General features: G+C 69.3%; 16 protein-coding genes and 1 other RNA gene. 10 read left to right on the plus strand and 7 right to left on the minus strand.

Features of this window, described 5'->3' with window-relative positions; all coding sequences use genetic code 11:
* Positions 1–20: 20 nt before the first annotated feature.
* An RNA gene (ffs, locus tag ACFCV3_RS06505) (signal recognition particle sRNA small type) lies at positions 21–117 on the plus strand.
* Between the two features lie 38 nt (positions 118–155).
* Entirely contained in the window at positions 156–974 is an 819-nt protein-coding gene (nadE, locus tag ACFCV3_RS06510) for an ammonia-dependent NAD(+) synthetase (protein ID WP_376026743.1), read from the plus strand.
* Here the strand turns inward: nadE and ACFCV3_RS06515 are convergent.
* From ACFCV3_RS06515 to ACFCV3_RS06525, 3 genes are read right to left on the minus strand one after another with little or no spacing between them, the layout of a single operon-like run.
* A complete protein-coding gene (locus tag ACFCV3_RS06515; protein WP_376026746.1) occupies positions 967–1818 on the minus strand; it encodes an alpha/beta fold hydrolase in 852 nt (283 codons plus the stop codon). The two genes, nadE and ACFCV3_RS06515, sit on opposite strands and share 8 nt — an antisense overlap.
* 9 nt (positions 1819–1827) lie before the next feature.
* Positions 1828–2226, minus strand: a complete 399-nt coding sequence (locus tag ACFCV3_RS06520; RefSeq protein WP_376026749.1) for an SRPBCC family protein — start codon at positions 2224–2226, stop codon at positions 1828–1830.
* Positions 2227–2228: 2 nt separating this feature from the next.
* Positions 2229–2708: a MarR family winged helix-turn-helix transcriptional regulator gene (locus ACFCV3_RS06525; protein ID WP_376026751.1), complete on the minus strand. Its 480-nt coding sequence runs from the start codon at positions 2706–2708 to the stop codon at positions 2229–2231.
* A 117-nt stretch (positions 2709–2825) separates the two neighbouring features.
* Here ACFCV3_RS06525 and ACFCV3_RS06530 point away from each other — a divergent pair, with 117 nt between their 5' ends.
* Positions 2826–4451, plus strand: coding sequence for a long-chain fatty acid--CoA ligase (locus ACFCV3_RS06530; RefSeq protein WP_376026753.1), 1626 nt, complete (start codon positions 2826–2828; stop codon positions 4449–4451).
* Between the two features lie 1118 nt (positions 4452–5569).
* Here the strand turns inward: ACFCV3_RS06530 and ACFCV3_RS06535 are convergent.
* Positions 5570–6385: an aminoglycoside 6-adenylyltransferase gene (locus ACFCV3_RS06535; protein ID WP_376026754.1), complete on the minus strand. Its 816-nt coding sequence runs from the start codon at positions 6383–6385 to the stop codon at positions 5570–5572.
* A gap of 87 nt (positions 6386–6472) precedes the next feature.
* Here ACFCV3_RS06535 and ACFCV3_RS06540 point away from each other — a divergent pair, with 87 nt between their 5' ends.
* From ACFCV3_RS06540 to ACFCV3_RS06565, 6 genes are all read left to right on the plus strand, one after another.
* Positions 6473–9442 carry a DNA polymerase III subunit gamma and tau gene (locus ACFCV3_RS06540; RefSeq protein ID WP_376026756.1) on the plus strand — a complete coding sequence of 990 codons (2970 nt, stop codon included), beginning with the start codon at positions 6473–6475 and terminating at the stop codon, positions 9440–9442.
* A 30-nt stretch (positions 9443–9472) separates the two neighbouring features.
* A complete protein-coding gene (locus ACFCV3_RS06545) occupies positions 9473–10102 on the plus strand; it encodes a LysE family translocator (RefSeq protein ID WP_376026759.1) in 630 nt (209 codons plus the stop codon).
* 195 nt (positions 10103–10297) lie between these two features.
* Entirely contained in the window at positions 10298–10723 is a 426-nt protein-coding gene (locus tag ACFCV3_RS06550) for a YbaB/EbfC family nucleoid-associated protein (RefSeq protein ID WP_376026760.1), read from the plus strand.
* A 1-nt stretch (position 10724) separates the two neighbouring features.
* On the plus strand, positions 10725–11324 hold the full coding sequence (gene recR, locus ACFCV3_RS06555) for a recombination mediator RecR (protein WP_132415977.1): 600 nt from the start codon (positions 10725–10727) through the stop codon (positions 11322–11324).
* Positions 11317–11961, plus strand: a complete 645-nt coding sequence (locus ACFCV3_RS06560; RefSeq protein WP_132175992.1) for a DUF5063 domain-containing protein — start codon at positions 11317–11319, stop codon at positions 11959–11961. Before recR ends, ACFCV3_RS06560 begins: the two co-directional genes overlap by 8 nt.
* A gap of 28 nt (positions 11962–11989) precedes the next feature.
* Positions 11990–12640: a hypothetical protein gene (locus ACFCV3_RS06565; protein WP_376026763.1), complete on the plus strand. Its 651-nt coding sequence runs from the start codon at positions 11990–11992 to the stop codon at positions 12638–12640.
* On the opposite strand, the gene dinB is transcribed toward ACFCV3_RS06565, so the two are convergent.
* The gene (gene dinB / locus ACFCV3_RS06570) at positions 12641–13840 is read right to left on the minus strand and encodes a DNA polymerase IV (protein WP_376026766.1); all 1200 of its coding nucleotides are present in this window, start codon (positions 13838–13840) and stop codon (positions 12641–12643) included. It abuts the gene before it with no gap.
* 80 nt (positions 13841–13920) lie between these two features.
* On the opposite strand from dinB, the gene ACFCV3_RS06575 reads away from it, so the two are divergent.
* On the plus strand, positions 13921–15129 hold the full coding sequence (locus tag ACFCV3_RS06575; protein WP_376026767.1) for an MFS transporter: 1209 nt from the start codon (positions 13921–13923) through the stop codon (positions 15127–15129).
* Here ACFCV3_RS06575 and ACFCV3_RS06580 read toward each other — a convergent pair.
* A complete protein-coding gene (locus ACFCV3_RS06580) occupies positions 15015–15611 on the minus strand; it encodes a dihydrofolate reductase family protein (RefSeq protein ID WP_376026770.1) in 597 nt (198 codons plus the stop codon). The two genes, ACFCV3_RS06575 and ACFCV3_RS06580, sit on opposite strands and share 115 nt — an antisense overlap.
* 87 nt (positions 15612–15698) lie before the next feature.
* Entirely contained in the window at positions 15699–16025 is a 327-nt protein-coding gene (locus ACFCV3_RS06585; protein ID WP_376026771.1) for an ArsR/SmtB family transcription factor, read from the minus strand.
* Positions 16026–16236: the final 211 nt, after the last annotated feature.

Genomic DNA, 16236 nt, shown 5'->3' on the forward strand with positions numbered 1-16236 from the left:
CGGCATCCCGTACACTCGTTGACGGTTCCCCGCGTGGCGGTATCTCGCCCAACTCCCCCAGGGCCGGAAGGCAGCAAGGGTAAGTGAGCTCTTCCGGGTGCGCGGGGAATCCTCATGTCCAGGCCCGATCACACCAGGCCCGTGAGGGAGCCCCGATGAGCGACGAGCGCCGCTACCTGCAGGAACTGATCATCGCCGAGCTGGGTGTGCCGGCGTCGTTCGATCCGGAGACCGAGATCGAGCGCCGGGTCGAGTTTCTCGCCGACCAGCTCCGCCGGACGGGCGCGACGTCGTACGTGCTGGGCATCAGCGGCGGCGTCGACTCCGCGACCGCGGGGCGGCTGTGCCAGCTCGCGGTCGAGCGGGTCCGCGGTGAGGGTGGTCAGGCGACTTTCATCGCGATGCGGCTTCCGTACGGCGTTCAGGCCGACGAGGCGGATGCACAGCGCTCACTGGAGTTCATCCGGCCCGACGAGACGCTCGTGGTCGACGTGAAGCCGGCCACCGATGCCATGGTCGAGTCGGTGCGGCACGCCGGGTTCGGGGAGCGCGAGGACTTCCACGTCGGCAACGTCAAGGCGCGGCAGCGGATGATCGCGCAGTACACGGTGGCCGGCGCGCGCGGCGGTCTGGTGGTCGGGACGGACCACGCGGCCGAGGCCGTGATGGGCTTCTTCACCAAGTACGGCGATGGCGCGTGCGACCTGACGCCGCTCTCGGGGCTGACCAAGCGCCGCGTGCGCGAGGTCGGCGCGCGTCTCGGCGCGGCCCCGGAGATCACCGGCAAGGTGCCGACCGCGGACCTCGAGACCAACAACCCGGGTGTCCCCGACGAGCTGGTTCTCGGCGTTACGTACGACCAGATCGACGACTTCCTCGAGGGTCGTGAGGTTGACGAGAAGGCCGCGAGCACGATCATCGCGACCCACCGCCGGACGGCGCACAAGCGCGTCGTACCGCTCGCTTTCAGCTGAGGACGAAGTCCGTCACCACTCGCGTGTAGGCGTCCGCCGCCTCGGCATGCACGAAATGCCCGGCAGTCGCCGCGGAGTAATAGGTCCCGTCCGGTACGTCGGCCTGGTACCGGGCGATCTCCTCCGGGCTGGTGACCGGGTCATGCGCGCCCTTGATCAGCAAAGCCGGCTGGGTGATCTGCGCGAGTAGTGGCAACAACGACTCGAGGAACTCCGGAGTCTGGGTGATGACCTCGGAGAAGCGGCCGGAGCGAGCGTGCAGCTCGTCAGGGATCTCGGTGTCGGCGGGGAGGACCAGCTCCTTGGTGTCGGGGCCGAGGTAGATCTCCATCCGGCGGTCGCCCAGCTCATGCAGGAGCGCGATCCGGTCGTCCCGCATCTGCTTGGTCGCGGGGCCTTCATGCGGCAGAAGCTGTACGGCGGGCGCGATGCGCTGTGCTGCGCGGATCAACGTCTCGGAGTTCAGCCGCACGTCCCAGGCCGGGTTTTCGAAGACGACCTTCGTGACGGTGTCCGGGTGTGCAACGGCGTACCGGAGTGCCAGGCGGCCGCCAAACGAGTGGCCGAGAATCGACCAGCTCTCCACGCCGAGTGTCTCGCGGAGGGCCTCGAAGTCCGCGAGCAGATCGAGCTCGGTGATCGGTGCGGTGAGTGGGTCGGACTGCTGGACGCCGCGCTGGTCCACGCCGATCACCTGCAGCCGCTCGGCCAGCCGGTCGCCCTGGAAGAAGAGGAAGTCGTACGAGCCGGATCCCGGGCCGCCGTGCAGGAAGAGCAGTGGTGGCGCATCCGCGGCACCGCGGCGGTCGACGTACAGCCTGGTTCCGCGGACCTCGATGAGCATGTGCGGAGCCTAGGCGCTGTGGGCGAGCTCGCGGAGGCGGTTGGCGAGGCGGGCCAGGCGGATGGTGGCGATGTTGCGGTACGCCGGGCGCAGGACCGTGGCGAGTGGGCCCGTCTGCTCGAAGGTGTGGGTGACCTTGCTGTCCGGGCCGATGGTCCAGGTGCCGACCTCGCGGAAGCCGGGGACCTGCCAGGTGATCTCGATCCGGTCCGCCTCGACGGCCGTGTAGTGCAGCTCGCCGGACAGGCCGGGGCGCACGCGCAGCGCGTAGTGGGCGCCCTGTGCTGCCGAGGGCGGGCCGTCGATGGCGAGGAAGGCCTCGTTCCACTCCGGGAGGGTCAGGGCGTCCAGGAGGAGGTGCCGGATGGCGGTCGGCCCGGCTGGGATGGTGTCGGTGGCTTGCTCCATGTCTATCTCTCCTGGGCGAGTGCGTGGGCGGGGTCGCGCCGACGGGCCAGGGCGGCGCCGGCGGGGAAGCCGTCGGCGACGGCGCGGAGGGTAGCGATCGTCTCGCTGAGCTCGCGGTCGGCGACCAGGCTGTCGATGGTCCGGTGCAGCCGGTTCTCCGCGGTGACGATGCGGCGGTGCAGCGCGCGGCCCTGGGCGGTCAGGCTCAGCGCGAGGTAGCGCCGGTCCACCTTGTCGACGCTGCGCTGCACCAGGCCCTGGGCAACGAGGCGGTCCACGAGACGACTGGGACTGTTGCCTGTCTCGCAGACCAGCAGTCCGCCCAGTGCGTTCAGCGTGAGTGGACCGTGGTCGCGCAGGACCCGTAGAACCTCGGCCTGTGAGGGCGTGATCCCCAGCGGGCGCAGCTCCGCGGCGAGCAGCCGGTTGCCCTCGCGCTGGATCGCCAGCACGAGATAACGCAGCTCCTCCAGAACCTTCATGCTTAATAGATTACACGACACGTATGTCATGTCATCTATCTGGATGCAGGAAGAGTGCCGGAAAAAGTCCTGCTGAGGTCATGGTCAACGCGACATCGGGACTGGCACAGTGTCTGCATGAAGGGTCTGATGCAGGACTACCAGCTGTCCCTGGACACCATTTTTCTCCGGGCCGAGCAGTTCTACCCGGACCGGACCGTGCACACCGGCGGGCCGGCGCCGACGACAACGACGTACGGCGAGTGGGCCGCGCGGACCAGACGCCTGGGCGGGGTGCTGGACACGCTCGGGATCACCGCGGACGGCCGGGTCGGCACCTTCGCCTGGAATTCCGGGCGCCACCTCGAGCTGTACTTCGCGGCCCCGTGCACCGGCCGGGTGCTGCACACGCTCAACATCAGACTCTTCCCCGACCAGATCGTGTACATCGCCAATCATGCCGAGGATGAGGTCGTCTTCGTCGACCGCTCGCTGCTGGGGTTGTTCCTGCCGCTGCTCGACCGTCTCCCACTGCTCAGACACATCGTCGTGATGGACGATCTGCCCGCCGGTGCACCCGGTGTGGAGCTACCGGACGACCCGCGGTTCCACGACTACGAGGAGCTGCTGGCCGCGGCCGAGCCGGTCGAGTTCCACGTCGAGGACGAGAACCAGGCAGCCGCCATGTGCTACACGAGCGGTACGACGGGGAATCCGAAGGGTGTCGTCTATTCGCACCGCTCGACCTGGCTGCACTCGATCGGCGTCCTGACGAACTCCGCGATCGGCCTGGCCGAGACGGACACCGTGATGCCGGTCGTGCCGATGTTCCACGCGAACGCCTGGGGTCTGGCGCACGCGGCGCCGATGGCCGGCGCGAGCCTGGTCTTCCCGGGGCCGGACATGAGCCCGGCAGGGATCCTCAAGTTGATGAAGGAGCAGGACGTCACGCTGGCGGCCGGGGTTCCGACCATCTGGCAGGGGTTGCTGCCGCTGCTGGACGGGGTCGAGCTGCCCAAGCTGCGCCGGATCCCGTGCGGTGGTTCCGCGGTGCCGCTGGCGCTGTCCGAGGCGTTCCGGGCCAAGCTCGGCAAGCCGATCCTGCAGGCCTGGGGGATGACCGAGACCAGTCCGGTCGCGACCGCCGCTCACGTGCCCCCGCGATATGCACACCTCCCCGAGGAGGAGCAGGCCCACTTGCGCGCCCGGCAAGGCGTCCCGATCCCCGGCGTCGAGGTGCGGATCGTCGAGCCCGGCTCGATCACCCCACTGCCCTGGGACGACGAAGCCACCGGTGAGCTGCAGGTCCGCGGCCCCTGGATCGCGGCCGACTACTACCGGCCCGACGCCGGCGTCGTCCTCAACACCGAGGACGGCTGGATGAAGACCGGCGACGTGGCGGCGATCGACAAGTTCGGATCGGTCCGGCTGGTCGACCGGACCAAGGACCTGGTGAAGTCCGGCGGCGAGTGGATCAGCTCCGTCGAGCTGGAGAACCTACTGATGGCCCACCCCGACGTCAAGGAAGCCGCCGTCATCGGCGTCCCCCACCCGAAGTGGGACGAGCGCCCCTTGGCCTGCGTAGTCCTGCAGGAGGGCGCCTCGGTCACCGGCGACGAGATCCTCGACTACCTCCGCCCCCAGGTCGCCAAGTGGTGGCTCCCGGACGCGGTCGAGTTCATCGAAGAGGTCCCCAAGACCTCAGTCGGCAAGTTCTCCAAGAAAGACCTCCGAACCCGCTTCGCCAACTACCACCTCGAGTAACACCCCATCCCAGCAAGGGCTCCCGCGAACAGCGGGAGCCCCATCTGCCTGCGGCGCAATCCCGACCACTACCAGCGGGCCAGTCCCGACCGGTGCCTGCGGGTCAGGCCCGACCAGTGCCAGCGGGTCAGGCCCGACCAGTGCCAGCGGGTCAGGCCCGACCAGTGCCAGCGGGTCAGGGCGGACCAGTAGCTGTGGGCCGGCTCCAATCAGCCCACCGCCCTCTCCGCCCACCGCCCTCTCCGCCCACGGTGCTTTCCGCCCACGGTGCTTTCCGCCCACGGTGCTTTCCGCCCACGGTGCTTTCCGCCCACGGTGCTTTCCGCCCACGGTGCTCTTCGCCCACGGTGCTTTCCGCGCACCGTGCTTTCCGCGCACCGTGCTTTCCGCGCACCGTGCTCTCCGCTTGCACCCATCTGATGGGCTGGCCCACCTGGCGGTGGGTGTGCCAACCGCATGCACCTAGCCCACCCGCCACGCGATAGGTCCACCCGCCGAACGGGAACTCTCCTGCTCGATGTGGGTATTACGCCCTGCTCGACGTGTGGGTGGTACGTGGTCGCCGGGCACGGCGGCTTCGCTCGCGCCCAGCCGGCGGCTGGTCCGTCGCCGACTGTGCGGACCGTGCTGCTGGCAATCGATTGCCCACGACACGCAGGTTCCAGTCGACCGCACACTCCCCGCACTCGCCACGGTGGCTTCGCCCGCGCCTGCTGCGCCCCGTGCGCCTGGTGCACCTGGTGGTCCTGGTGGGGACCGTGGCCGGGGCGGACCTGTGCCACTGATCAACCTGCTCCCGGGCCGGTCAGGCAGGACCGGCTGAGCGTGAACCGGACCACCCGCCCGGAGTTGGACGGTGTCGGCGGCCCGCCTCGCTCACCATGCTCGCCTCCGCACGGTGGCTTCACTCGATGATCGGCAGTTGTGCGTGCGACTCGGCCGTGGGCGGCTAGCTGGAGCCTTCGGGAGGTTTCGCTCTCCAGTTGGAGGCGACTGCTGCTGTCTTTCACCACCGCGGCAGGTCAGCTGATAGGCCTCCTCGCGGGCGGCACCTTGAGCACCCGTCGACTACCTGGTGGCTGGGCAAGTGGTTGAGGCGTGCTCAGCGTCGTACTGGGTCAGGTGAAGGGGACGCCGAGGTGGTGGTGGAGGTGGGTGAGGGTGGCGTCGATGAAGTCGGTGGGCCAGGGGGTGCCGGTTAGCTGGGCCAGGGCTTGGCCGCGGTGGAGCATTTCGCGGCAGAGGTACTGGTTGGCGGCGATGATGTCGGCTGGGTGGTAGCCGGCTGGTGGGACGGCTTCCAGGGTTGTGCGTTGTTCGGTGGAGAGCAGGGCGTTGAGGCGTTTGGCGCCGCTGGTACGGCGGACTCCGCGCTCGGCGAGCATCAGCCGGATCAGGAGGTCGCGGACCACGCCGATGCCTTGGTTGGCGACGACGCGTTCGTCGCGGCCGAGGACGGTGACCAGGTTGCCGAGGAAGTAGAAGAACATCGGGACCACGTGTTCGGGCCAGTACGGCGTTCCCGGGCGACCGTGCTCGGCCGGCTGATCGCCGTCGGGGAACAGGGTGCCGTCGCGGTCGAACAGTACCCGGACGCCGTCGTACTGGAAGCGGTCGAACGAGGCGAGTGGGTGCGCGATCAGGTCCACGTGCAGCCAGTCCGGCGTGATGCCGAGACCGCCGGCGAGTCCGGGGAGGCGGTCGGTGAAGACGGTCGGGCCGGCGATCTCGTGCAGTACGTCGTCCCAGTGCTGCTCGAACCAGCTGATGCTCGCGTCCGTCACCACCAGGTGTACGTCCAGGTCGCTGAAGCGGTCCTCGGTGCCGGTGCCGTAACTGCCGATCAGGTAGACGGCCAGGACCCGGTCGTCGGCCGGGAGGCGCTCCTGGGCGCGCTGGATCATCACGTCGTACCGCTCGTCGCCGGAGCCCATCCGCTCACCCTAGGCGGGCCGGCACCGGCGCGCGGATCCGATCCGGGCGGCGGTGGTTTTGTCGGCGGGCGGCGCTAGGGTTGCGGCGTGGAAGCACCCCTTGCGTTGTACCGCCGGTATCGCCCGGAGACGTTCGCCGAGGTCATCGGCCAGGATCACGTCACCGCGCCACTGCGGAACGCGCTGAGCAACAACCGGGTCAACCACGCCTACTTGTTCTCCGGGCCGCGCGGGTGTGGCAAGACCACCAGCGCCCGGATCCTGGCTCGTGCGATCAACTGCGAGAAGGGCCCGATCGCCGAGCCGTGCGGGGTCTGCAAGTCCTGCACCGACCTGGCTCGCGGCGGGCCGGGCAGTATCGACGTGATCGAGATCGACGCCGCGTCGCACGGTGGTGTCGACGACGCGCGGGATCTGCGCGAGCGGGCGTTCTTCGCGCCGGTCGAGAGCCGCTACAAGATCTACATCATCGACGAGGCGCACATGGTGACCACGCAGGGCTTCAACGCCCTGCTGAAGCTGGTCGAGGAGCCACCGCCGCACCTGAAGTTCATCTTCGCCACCACCGAGCCCGACAAGGTGATCGGGACGATCCGGTCCCGGACGCACCACTATCCGTTCCGGTTGGTGCCGCCGAAGGCGCTCGGCGACTACATGGCGACACTGTGCGAGGCCGAGGGGGTCGCGATCGAGGCCGCCGCGCTGCCGCTGGTGGTGCGTGCGGGGGCGGGGTCGGTGCGTGACTCGCTGAGTGTGCTTGATCAGTTGATCGGTGGGGCGGGGCCGGATGGGGTGACGTACGAGTTGGCGGTTGCGCTGCTCGGGTTCACGCCGGATTCGCTGCTGGATGCGTGTGTTGACGGGTTTGCGGCGCATGACAGCAGGGCCGTGTTCGAGACGGTCGAGAAGGTGATCGAGACCGGGCAGGATCCGAAGCGGTTCGCCGAGGATCTGTTGCGGCGGTTGCGGGATCTTGTGGTGCTGTCCGCGGTGCCGAATGCGGTGCTCTCCGGGCTGATCGAGGCTGCTGAGGATCAGGGCGAGCGTCTCCAGACGCAGGCTGCTGGGATCGGCGCTGCTGAGCTGACGCGCGCTGCGGACATTGTTGCGGCGGGGCTGTTGGAGATGCGTGGGGCGACGGCTCCGCGGCTGCAGCTTGAGCTGATCTGCGCGAAGGTGCTGCTGCCGGGGGCGGATGACTCTACGAACGGGATTCAGGCTCGCCTCGATCGTATGGAGCGCCGTCTGTCCATGGGGGTCCCTGCTGCGGCGGACGGCGGTGGGTATGTCGGGTCTGACCCGGCCCCCGACGCTGCCGCTAGCCGAGCTGCCGCTCGCGCGGCGGCCGGTGGGCAGGCAACCTCCGGTACGGCGGACGCTGGCACGGGTGACCGTGGTCAGGTAGCCGGTGGTCCGGCGGGCGGCCATGCGGCGGGTGCTGCGGTGCCACGTCCCGCCGCTGCCGCCGGGAGTTCGGTGAGTGGGCCTGGTGCAGCTGGAACGGGTGCGGGGAGTGACATGGGTCGCGCGGCTGACGCCGCGGGCGGAGCGGCAGGTGCCGCAGGCGGTTCGGCGGGTGCCGCGGGCGGTGGTGGCGGTGGAGTAGGTGCTGGGGGTGGGGCACCGGCTGGTGCTGGCGGTGTCGCAGGTGCCGCAGGCGGTGCGCCAGGTGGGGCAGACGCTGCGGCGGGTGCCGCGGGCGGTGTTGGCGGTGGAGTAGGTGCTGGGGGTGGGGCACCGGCTGGTGCTGGCGGTGTCTCAGGCGGAGCAGACGCCGTGGGTGGTGCCCCAGGTGCTGGTGGCAGTGGATCGGGTGCTGCGGGCGGTGCTGGCGGCGGGACAGGTGCTGCGGGTGGTGCGCCGGGCGCGGTTGGTGGCGCTGACGGTGGTTCTGCGGGTGGAGCGGTTGGCGGTGCTGGTGGGGGCGGGGCTTCGCGCGGTGCTGCGGCTGCGGGTGGTGTGGCCGGTGGGCGGCAGGGGGCTTGGGGGGATGAGTCGGCGGGGGTGAGTCCGCCGCCGGTGGCGGCTCCGGCTGCTGGGCCTAGTGCGCCGGTGGGGTCGCCTTCGGTGGGGGCTGTGGGGCTGGCGGATGTTCGGCGGTTGTGGCCTCAGGTGCTGGAGGCTGTGAAGGCCAAGCGGCGGTTCGCGTGGATCATGCTGAGCCAGAATTCGCAGGTCATCGCGGTCGACGATCAGACGTTGACGCTGGGGATGGTGAATGCCGGGGCGCGGGAGAGTTTTGCGCGGTCCGGGAGTGACGAGATTCTGCGGGAGGCCATGATCGACACGATCGGGCTGAACCGGCGGATCGAGGCTGTGGTTGACCCGTCCGCTGATCCCGGTGCGGGCGGTGGTGGCGTCGCGGCGCCGCGTGCTGGTGGGCCGCAGGGTGGAGCGAATTCGCCTGCGCCTGGTGGAACCGGTGCCCCGCCCAGTGGCGGATCCGGCGCGTCGGCCGGTGCCCCAGCGGCTGGAGCAAGCGGTGGCAGCGCTCCTGGGCCAAGCGCTCCGGTTGATGCTGTCGGCAGTTCGCCTGCTGGCGGATCGGTCGGGAGACCCGGCAGCGGTGTCTCATCGGCCCCCGCAGCAGTAGCTGCGAAGAGTGGAACTGCGGAGGTTGTGGCCCGGCCGGCGGGTGGCGTCGGAGCTGGTGCTGCTCGTTCGGGGAGCTGGGGGGACGAGGCGGGCGCTGTTGCTTTGCAGGAGCCGCCGCCGGACCCGGAGTACGACGTACCGGAGCCCGAGGCGTGGGAGCAGAGCACATCGGCGGCACCGGCACAGGCACCGGCTGAAGCGGCGGCTGCTGGCGAGGGGGATCGGGCACAGCAGGCTGCTAGTAAGCGGCGGGCGGCTGTGGCTGCGGTGGCGGCTGAGCAGGCTCGGCGCAGTGCGGCTGCGCCGGTGGCTGAGGTGAAGGCGTTGACGCCGGAGGAAGAGGCGGACGCTATTGGTGAGGACGATGTGGTGCTCGAGGAGGACTCGCGTTCGCACACCGATCTGCTGCGGGACACGCTGGGCGCAGAGATCATCCTCGAGGAGACCAACGGATCCAGGTGAGGCGACACCTCGTCGTGTGAGCATCGTGGGGTGCCTATCGATGAGCAGGTCTTTGTTGCGTTCGTTCTGACCACGTTGCTGGCGATGGTGGTTCCGGGGCCGGACATGTTGTTCGTGCTGGGGTGTGGGATCCGGGGTGGTGCTCGGGCCGGGGTGCTGGCCACGGCTGGGGTTGCCACCAGCGAGATCATTCATGTGGCGTTGGCGGCGGCCGGGCTGGTCGCGTTGTTCGCCGCGGTGCCGGCTGCCTTCACGGTGACGCGGATCGTGGGTGGCGCCTATCTGGTGTTCATGGGGATCCAGATGATCCGCAATCGGGGCAAGGGCTTCGACGAGAGTGCGGAGCGGGCCGGGGTGTCCGGTCGGCGGGCGTACTCGATGGGGCTGCTGACCAATCTGATCAACCCGAAGATGGTGACGTTCACGCTGGCGTTCCTGCCGCAGTTCGTGGACCCGGCGCGTGGGGCACTGTGGGTGCAGTTCGCGATCCTCGGGGCGGTGCTGGTCGCGCTCGAGTTCCTGGTGGACGGGGCGGTCGGGGTGACCGCCGGGCGGATCGGAGGCTGGCTGCGGACCCGGGAGAAGGCCCGGCGGCGGCTCGATGCGACCACGGGTGGATTGTTCATCGGACTCGGTGCCCGGCTGGCGCTGCAGCGCTGATTGTCCACCGGGTGTGCACAGCATCTGTGGATAACCAGCGCGGGTTTTCACAAGTTCCACAGGGGTGTGGACGGAGATGTTCACACCCCTGTGGAAAACTTGGGGAGACTGGTCGGTTTCCGGGGGATCCAAGGGTTGTCGGGGCGACCGGCTAGGGTTGGTGGGAATTCGGTGGCGGCTCGACGAGGAGATCGCGTGTTCGACGGTGGCGGTGCTGGCGGTTTCGACATGTCCAACCTGCTTGCGCAGGCTCAGGCCATGCAGGACCAGCTGATGAAGGCCCAGGCCGACCTGGAAACCCAGGAGGTCGAGGGGTCCGCGGGTGGCGGTCTGGTGGCTGCCGTGGTGTCGGGGACGGGTGAGCTGCTCCGTCTGGACATCAAGAAGGAAGCCGTCGACCCCGAAGACACCGAGACGCTGGCCGATCTGATCGTGGCCGCGGTCCGGGACGCCTCGGAGAACGCGAAGGCCGCCGCCGCCCAGGCGATGGGCCCGCTGGCCGGTGGCCTGCCCGGTTTTGGCGGCGACACGGTGCCTGGTGACACGGCAGGCCCGCAGCTCCCGGGCGGCAGCATCGGCTTCAGCCACCCGTCCGGTCCGCCCGGCCAGAACCCGGCCTGACGTGTACGAGGGGGCCGTTCAGGACCTCATCGACGAGCTCGGCCGGTTGCCGGGAGTCGGTCCTAAGTCCGCCCAGCGGATCGCGTTCCACCTGCTGGCGTCCGACGAGACCGACGTACGGCGGCTGGCGCATGTGCTGGTGCAGGTGAAGGAGAAGGTCAAGTTCTGCGAGATCTGCGGCAATGTCGCGGAGGAGCCGCAGTGCCGGATCTGCCGGGACCCGCGCCGCGACCTGAGTCTGATCTGCGTGGTCGAAGAGGCCAAGGACGTGGTCGCGATCGAGCGGACCCGGGAGTTCCGCGGCCGCTACCACGTGCTCGGCGGGGCGATCTCGCCGATCGAGGGGATCGGGCCGGACGAGCTGCGGATCAAGGAACTGCTGCAGCGGCTGGCCGGTGGGGAGATCATGGAGATCATCCTCGCCACCGATCCGAACCTCGAGGGTGAGGCGACGGCGACGTACCTGAGCCGGTTGCTGCGGCCCATGGGCTTGCGCGTGACCCGATTGGCTAGTGGACTTCCAGTAGGCGGTGACCTCGAGTACGCCGACGAGGTCACACTCGGACGGGCGTTTGAAGGGCGACGATCGATCGATGACTGAATCAACCGATATGGCAGAGCGCACGCTGAGCATCGGCTCGGACGACCTGACCGAGTTCGCGGAGCAGATCGCCGACCAGGTGCAGAGCTTCCTGATCTCGGTGCGCGACATCGCCGCGCAGCCGGACGAGGACGGTGTGGACGAGGGGCTCGCCTCGTTGCCGTACCTGCTGCTCGAGGTCAGCCAGCTGCTGCTGGCCGGCGGCCGGCTGGGTGCCTTCGAGGACTTCGTCCCGGAGGAGCGCTTCGAGTCCGACGCAGGCCCGGATCCGGACCTGGACGCGATGCGGGACCGGCTGGCGGTGCTCTTCGAGGGCCTCGACGAGTACGCCGAGGTCTTCGACCCGTACGCCGCACCGCCGGAGATCACGGTGAACCGGCTCTCCGACGACCTGACCGCGATCGCGACCGACCTCGTGCACGGCCTGGCGCACTACGAAGAGGGCCGGATCGTCGAGGCGCTGTGGTGGTGGCAGTTCTCCTACGTCTCCACCTGGGGTGCGGCCGCGAGTGCCGTCCTGCGGGCGATCCAGTCGCTGATCGCGCACGACCGGCTGGAGCCGGCCCACGACCCGGAGACCGAGGCCACCGACCGCGAGCTGGTCGAGGTCGCCGAGGAAGCCGTTCAGCGCCGGTAATCCGCGGGACATCGGGAACAATGACCGGATGTCCGTCTACGAAGTGATCCGGCGACTGCCCGATATCGGGGCGGTCCGCCGGGTCAGTCGCGCGCTCGCCGTCCTCGATCTGGTGCTCGGCGGTGACGACGACATCCTGCCGTTCTTCGCGTTCGACGCGCGCTGGTCGGAGACCGAGGAAGCCGCCTTGATGCGGGACGGCTCGGGGAACGAGTACTCGATCGTGTTCTCCCCCGAGGGCGCCTTCGCGTACGGGTTCGACCACGAGTCGCCGATGTCGCCGTACGCCAACGGCATGAAGGTCTGGCCGGGCCTGTTGGACGGCGTCCCCGACGTCTTCCATGCGGCCCGCGACGAACCGGCGTTCTGCGACGAGGGCGTCCCGCGCGCGACCGTGTGTTTCTGGCGGACGACTACCGACGACGCCTGGCAATCCGGCCCGGTGGAGGCGAACAGCGATGGCGCGAACTACCTGTTCGAGCTCCTGGCCGACGGCCGCCCGGAGGCATACCTGTCCTTCGCCGAGGACTACTTCGGCGTCGAGCTCGACATCGAGCCCATCCGCCACATCTACGCCCTGATGCCCCTGACCGAGTACGTCGTCACCTCCCTCAACCGCGAACGCCGCCTCCCCGACCTGGCCGAAGGCATCGCCGAAATCGGCTACCCCCGCTCCTGATCAGTCCGGCAGCATCGGCATGGTGAGGCCTTGGTCCCGGCCGAGGAGGACGCCGCGGGTGATGGCGTTGGTGCCGAACTTGTCCTTCACCTGGTCCAGGGCGGTGTCCAGTTCGTTGTTGGCGGCTTTGTCGAAGGGGAGGGCGAGTTGCTGGGCTGCTTCGTTCTCGAGGTTGCCGACCGAGATGCCGATCATGGTGAGGCCCTGGGTGCTGATCAGAGGCTGGGCGGCGGCGAGCAGGGCGCGGGCGGTGACGAGGACGGCGCGGGTCTGGTCTGTTGCCTGAGGCAACGTGTGGGACCGGGTGGCGCGGGTGAAGTCGTCGAAGCGGAGCCGAAGGGTGACGGTGCGCCCGGACCGGCCGGCCGACCGCATCCGGCGGGTCACTCGATCGACGAGCCCGGCCAGTACGGCGTCCAGTGTGGCCGGCGACTTCCGCGATCGCCCGAGTGCGCGTTGCGAACCGATCGATCGTCGTCGTCGCCCGACCTCGATCGGCCGCGGATCGCGGTTGTGGGCGAGCGCATGCAGGTGCCGCCCGGAGGCCCGCCCGAGCATCGCGACCAGCGCGGCCTCCGGTAGTTGGGCCACGTCACCGACCTTCGTCAGACCGCGCGTCCGCAGCTTCTCCGCGGTCACCTCGCCCACACCCCACAACCGCGAAACATCCAGCGGATGCAGGAACTCCAGCTCGTACGCCGGGGGCACCACGAGCAGCCCGTCCGGTTTGGCGACCCCACTCGCCACCTTCGCCAGGAACTTCGTCCGCGCCACTCCGACCGTGATCGGCAGCCCGACCCGCGAAAGCACCTCGGCACGCAGCCGGCGCGCGATCTCCATCGGCGTACCGGAGATCTTCGCCAGGCCGCCGACGTCGAGGAACGCCTCGTCGATCGACAGCCCTTCGACCAGCGGGGTGGTGTCCTCGAACACCTTGAAGACCGCCTTGCTGGCCTCCGAGTACGCCGACATCCGCGGCTCGACGACGATCGCGTGCGGGCAGCGCCGGAGCGCCTGGCCGCCGTTCATCGCCGTCCGCACACCGAGCGCCTTGGCCTCGTAGCTGCAGGCGAGCACGACCCCGGCGCCGACGATCACCGGCCGGCCGCGCAGGCGCGGGTCGTCCCGCTGCTCGACCGACGCGTAGAAGGCGTCGAGGTCGGCATGCAGGATCGTCGCCGCATCCGCCGTCACGAACATATGTTCGCATACTCTCCGAGGATCAAGATAGGGAGAAATCCCGACGCGCCGGACGACTATGTCAGGACAGAATCATCCCTATGGACCTGACCGCGTACCGCGACCTCTGGCGAACCCCTGGTGTGATGACGCTGCTCGCCGCAGCGCTGACTGCCCGGATGCCGGTGATGGCGACGATGGTCCCGCTGGCGTTCCTGGCCAAGGACGCCTCCGGCAACTTCGGCTGGGCCGGTGTGGTCGCAGGTGCCTACTCCATCGGTACGGCGGTCGCCAGCGTCGTGTGGGCCCGGATGGCCGACCGCAGGGGCGCGCGCAGGGTCGTCATCATCACCGGGATGGCGTGGGCACTGATGATGGCGGTGACCGCCCTGCTGCCCTACAGCTGGTTCCGGGTGCTGCCGGTGGCCGCTGCCCTGGCCGGACTCTGCGTGGCCCCGGTTGCGTCGACCTCTCGGGCCGCCTGGCCGCGGTTGGTGCAAGGCGGCCGGCTCCGGGTGCTCTACGCCCTCGATGCGTCAGCCACTGAGCTGCTGTTCGTCGTCGGGCCGATGCTCGGCGCAGTCATCGTCAGCATCGCGAGTCCGCGAGCCGGTCTGCTGTCCTGTGCGGTTCTGGCTGCCGCAGCGATCTGGTGGTTCGGGCTGAAGCAGCAATCCACGGCCACCGAAGTGGCGGTCGGGAGTAAGCGAGTCACGGCCCGGGAGCTGCTGTGGCATCGCCACCGGCTGCCATTGGTGATCGCGTTCGCCTGCATGGTGACGGGCTTCGCGGCGATGTCACTCGGCATCGTCGCCTTCGCGGACGAGCACGGCAATCGGCTGATCGCCGGCATTCTCGAGACCGTGGCCGCGCTCGGCAGCCTGATCGGCGGACTCGTCGGCGGTGCGCTACCAGGCGGGCGCGATTCCTACGTCTGGAAGCGGATGCTGGTCTTCACCGTGCTCATCGCCGGCTGTTTCTTCGCGACTGCCTCGGTGGTCGCGCTCGCGATCGGGCTGTTCGCGTCCGGCTGCCTGATCGCGCCGACGGTCGGTGCGCTGTACGAGCGGCTCGGCGCGATCACCCCGGCCGCTGCCCGGACCGAGATGTTCGGCTGGGTGCTCAGCGGCGGGATGCTCGGCTCCGCGGCCGGTTCGGCCGTCGGCGGTGTGGTCGTGGAGACCTTCGGTGTCCGTTACGCGTGGGCCCTGATGGCAGTCCTCGGGGTGCTCGGCACTGTCGCGGTCCTGCGGGTACCTCCCCATCGGCCGGCCGACTCCACGCTCGAGAGCGCTCCGGTCGCCGCGTAGTGCACCTTGTAGCCCGCCTCGAGGGTGCCGGAGAGTCCCGCGCACAGAGAGATGAGCTTGAAGGAGCGCCGGTCCAGCGCAGTGCCCTGCCCGGCCCGGACCGGGTGGATCTGCAACGTCACATCGTCCAGCAGCCGCCACCGCAGCAGTGAGCGGATCAGACTGAGGCTGCCGATCACATGCAGGTCCGGACCCGGCACCTGCTTGAGTGCGGCCAGCACCCGGCGCGGATCGCCCTTCAGAACTTCGCTGTGCGGCTGGTACGCCACCGGGGTCGACGCGAGCACGAGCTTGCGGACCGACCGCAGTCCCGCGACCGATCCGGCGTACTGCTCATAGGTACGGCGGCCGAGCAGCACGGTGTTCGCGCCGGCAGTCAGTTCGTCGATCACACCCCCGAGTGCCGGTGCTGGTAGCCAGCGCTCCGGCCGGTCCACGATCCCGTCCTCCGACATGCACAGGTTGGCAATGATCGCTCGCATCCGTGCCCCCTCCTTGGTCGTCTACATCCTCGATGCAGACAGCGGGCGGAAGGTTTCGGTTTTCTTGCGCTTCAGCGGCGGACACCTTCAGCGGCGGCCGCGACGGATCTCGGTCTCCAGGGCGTCCAGCCGGTTGTCCCAGAACTTCCGGTAGCGGTCCAGCCAGCCGTCGATCTCGCGCAGCGGTTCGGGGGCGACGGCGTACAGGCGCCGGGTCCCGGCCACTGTCACGGTGGCGAATCCGTTGTCGCGCAGCACCCGCAGATGCTGGGACACGGCCGGCTGGCTGATCCCGAACTCCGCGTTGATGGTCGCGGCGATGCTGCCGGCCGGCAGTTCGCCGTCGGCCAGCAGCTCCAGGATGCGGCGCCGGACCGGGTCGCCGAGGATGTCGAACGCGTGCACGCCGGCCATTGTTTCAGTGATGACTTATATGAACAAGTGGTCCACTCGGCGGGAGGCCTTCCGGCGGCTCCGGGTCTGCGCCGCCGAACCTCCCGGTACCCCGGCGATTGCCCGTAGCATCGGCCCGAGGTCTGGTCAGCCGGTAGGCAACGGCGAGGTCACGGCTAGAATGACGCCTGAGACTACGCCTCGTGCAGTGCCGCACGGCGTACCGCAACCA

Source organism: Kribbella sp. NPDC056345, from assembly GCF_042262745.1.
Classification (GTDB): domain Bacteria; phylum Actinomycetota; class Actinomycetes; order Propionibacteriales; family Kribbellaceae; genus Kribbella.

Coding starts and splice junctions, on each gene's coding strand:
- dinB (WP_376026766.1), bottom strand. CDS start 13,840: ATGTTCGTGACGGCGGATGCGGCGACGATCCTGCATGCCGACCTCGAC.
- ACFCV3_RS06580 (WP_376026770.1), bottom strand. CDS start 15,611: ATGCGAGCGATCATTGCCAACCTGTGCATGTCGGAGGACGGGATCGTG.
- ACFCV3_RS06530 (WP_376026753.1), top strand. CDS start 2,826: ATGAAGGGTCTGATGCAGGACTACCAGCTGTCCCTGGACACCATTTTT.
- ACFCV3_RS06525 (WP_376026751.1), bottom strand. CDS start 2,708: ATGAAGGTTCTGGAGGAGCTGCGTTATCTCGTGCTGGCGATCCAGCGC.
- ACFCV3_RS06515 (WP_376026746.1), bottom strand. CDS start 1,818: ATGCTCATCGAGGTCCGCGGAACCAGGCTGTACGTCGACCGCCGCGGT.
- nadE (WP_376026743.1), top strand. CDS start 156: ATGAGCGACGAGCGCCGCTACCTGCAGGAACTGATCATCGCCGAGCTG.
- ACFCV3_RS06565 (WP_376026763.1), top strand. CDS start 11,990: ATGTCCGTCTACGAAGTGATCCGGCGACTGCCCGATATCGGGGCGGTC.
- ACFCV3_RS06575 (WP_376026767.1), top strand. CDS start 13,921: ATGGACCTGACCGCGTACCGCGACCTCTGGCGAACCCCTGGTGTGATG.
- ACFCV3_RS06535 (WP_376026754.1), bottom strand. CDS start 6,385: ATGGGCTCCGGCGACGAGCGGTACGACGTGATGATCCAGCGCGCCCAG.
- ACFCV3_RS06585 (WP_376026771.1), bottom strand. CDS start 16,025: ATGGCCGGCGTGCACGCGTTCGACATCCTCGGCGACCCGGTCCGGCGC.
- ACFCV3_RS06520 (WP_376026749.1), bottom strand. CDS start 2,226: ATGGAGCAAGCCACCGACACCATCCCAGCCGGGCCGACCGCCATCCGG.
- ACFCV3_RS06560 (WP_132175992.1), top strand. CDS start 11,317: ATGACTGAATCAACCGATATGGCAGAGCGCACGCTGAGCATCGGCTCG.